This window comes from Burkholderia sp. TSV86 (assembly GCF_001522865.1).
Classification (GTDB): domain Bacteria; phylum Pseudomonadota; class Gammaproteobacteria; order Burkholderiales; family Burkholderiaceae; genus Burkholderia.
This window is the reverse complement of the sequence record NZ_LOWB01000079.1, coordinates 1-825: the sequence shown is the minus strand read 5'-3', so window position 1 is coordinate 825 and position 825 is coordinate 1. Positions and strand designations below refer to the sequence as shown.

At 61.5% G+C, this 825-nt stretch carries 1 protein-coding gene; it reads right to left on the bottom strand.

The window, feature by feature from the left end:
• On the bottom strand, positions 1 to 825 hold an 825-nt coding region (locus WS68_RS15115), incomplete at both ends, for a hypothetical protein (protein ID WP_059571588.1).

Below are 825 nucleotides of genomic sequence, written 5' to 3'. Positions count from 1 at the left end.
GCGGGAGGTCACTTCCTTCCGGTAGCGGTTAAGCTCCTGCGCGGTCGCGAACGTGCGCTCGAACAGCACCGACAGGTTGTGCAAAATCCGTTCGACCACCTTCTTCTCCCACTCGCCATCGAAACGGATCTGCTCGTCCAGCCAGCGCTCCAGCCATTCCGGGTCCGGCAGCCGCGACTGCACCGTGTCGCGCGGAAACAGCGCCTGGTTCACGTGCAGATTCGTCGGATGCAGTGGCTTTTCCGTGCGCCGCGCCGACGCCATCAGCACCCCGATCTTCGCGAACGCCGCGCGCGCCACGTCCCCGCAGTTGTTCATCGCCTTCTTCATGTAACGAAGATACGCGCCCCCATGGCGCGCCTCGTCACGCGAAATCGTCTCGTAGATGTGCTTGATCACCGGCTCGGTGTGCCACTCCGCCGCCCGCCTATACCAATGATTCAGCCGGATCTCGCCGCAAAAATGCAGCATCAGCGTCTCCAGCGGCGGCGCCGGATCGAATTCGAAACGCACCGCGTGCAGTTCCTCCTCCGTCGGCATCAGCTCCGGCCGGAAACGGCGCAGATACTCCATCAGCACCAGCGAATGCTTCTGCTCCTCGAAGAACCACACGCTCATGAACGCCGAAAAATCACTGTCGTGGTGGTTGTCGCGCAGGAACATCTCCGTCGCGGGCAGTGCCGACCACTCCGTGATCGCGTTCATCTTGATCGTTTCCGCCTGCTCGTCGGTCAACAGCGACGCGTCGAACTGATCCCACGGAATGTCCTTCTCCATGTCCCAGCGGACCGCTTCGAGCGACTTGTAAAGTTCCGGATAAAGCAT